This window comes from Vibrio sp. 811, from assembly GCF_033339195.1.
Map to the genome: position 1 here is coordinate 1 of NZ_JAWOUB010000102.1, position 1,105 is coordinate 1,105.

Consider the following 1,105-nt stretch of genomic DNA (forward strand, 5'->3'; position numbering starts at 1 on the left):
CCCAACAGCAATCCTCTTAGCACGATGCCTGTTAGCCCATGGCTCACCACGACAATGTCTTCGTCATGCGTTACATCACTCAGCCAGCAGGACAAACGCTCCCTTACCGACTCATAAGTTTCACAGTTTGGCGCTTGAAGATACCAGTCATTTTGAGCCAATAAGTTGGGAATTTCTTGCTCTAAGCTGGGAATCGTTCTTTGCTCCCACTCACCAAGAGAAAACTCTTTTAGCCTAGGCTCTTTGTTGAGGTTTTCATACGAGTAGTTAAGCTCTTCACATACGATTTGCGATGTTTGCAGTGCTCTCCCAAGCGTACTTGAGTAGACACGGAAAGGACGGTTTTCAACATACTGTTTGAGCGTCGTGCCGACGCGCCTTGCTTGGTCGCTACCTTTAGATGTCAGTGAAGAGTTACAGTGTCCTTGTAACTTTTTATCTGCGTTAAACTCTGTTTCACCATGGCGCAATACGAATATTCTTCTCGTCATTTCTTTACCTTAAACGGTTTAAATTAATAGGTAAGCTAACGTAAAGTCGCCAACTGGGCAAAAAACACTATTTGAGTCAACTTTGACACAGAATGGCTCACCTCATTATTCCTGAACATCCAAAATTTCATAATGGCGCTCAACATTCACTGTCACCCGCCCCCAGTCTGAATCTTTGACTCGGAGTTGATGGTGCTCAAACGCATCTCGATTTGTAAACTCTTCGTACACATCAAAGCGTAACGGGTTGTCAGGGATTTCAACCACTTGAAACACAAGGCACCCAGCCTCGCTTTTAGTTAATCGCATATGAATAGGCAGCGCACTTTTTACCGTTTCAAGTTCCCCTTCAGGCACCAATATAAATCCTTTTAATATGACTTTAGACATCACGACTCCATCGCTATTTTACTATCTACAAAAAACGCATAACCGACAAGTTATGCGTTAAAACCATTAATGTGGATTGAAAGGTTACCTAATTATTTTAACGTGAGGGTAAACACCTCGTTGTTCACGCCACCAATCATCATTGGTTTTCCAAGCTGATCTTGCTGGACAAAGAGCGTGGTTTTTAACTCACGACTTGAGTGACGAGATTTACTTTTGCGAAC

At 43.1% G+C, this 1,105-nt stretch carries 2 protein-coding genes; both read right to left on the reverse strand.

Translation table 11 applies throughout. The features are described from left to right. Positions 1 to 491: histidine phosphatase family protein (locus tag R7Q46_RS25120; RefSeq protein WP_318077926.1), on the reverse strand; the 491-nt coding region annotated here is incomplete at its 3' end. 105 nt (positions 492 to 596) lie between these two features. Further along, a complete protein-coding gene (locus tag R7Q46_RS25125) occupies positions 597 to 881 on the reverse strand; it encodes a putative quinol monooxygenase (RefSeq protein ID WP_318077927.1) in 285 nt (94 codons plus the stop codon). Positions 882 to 1,105 lie beyond the last annotated feature (224 nt).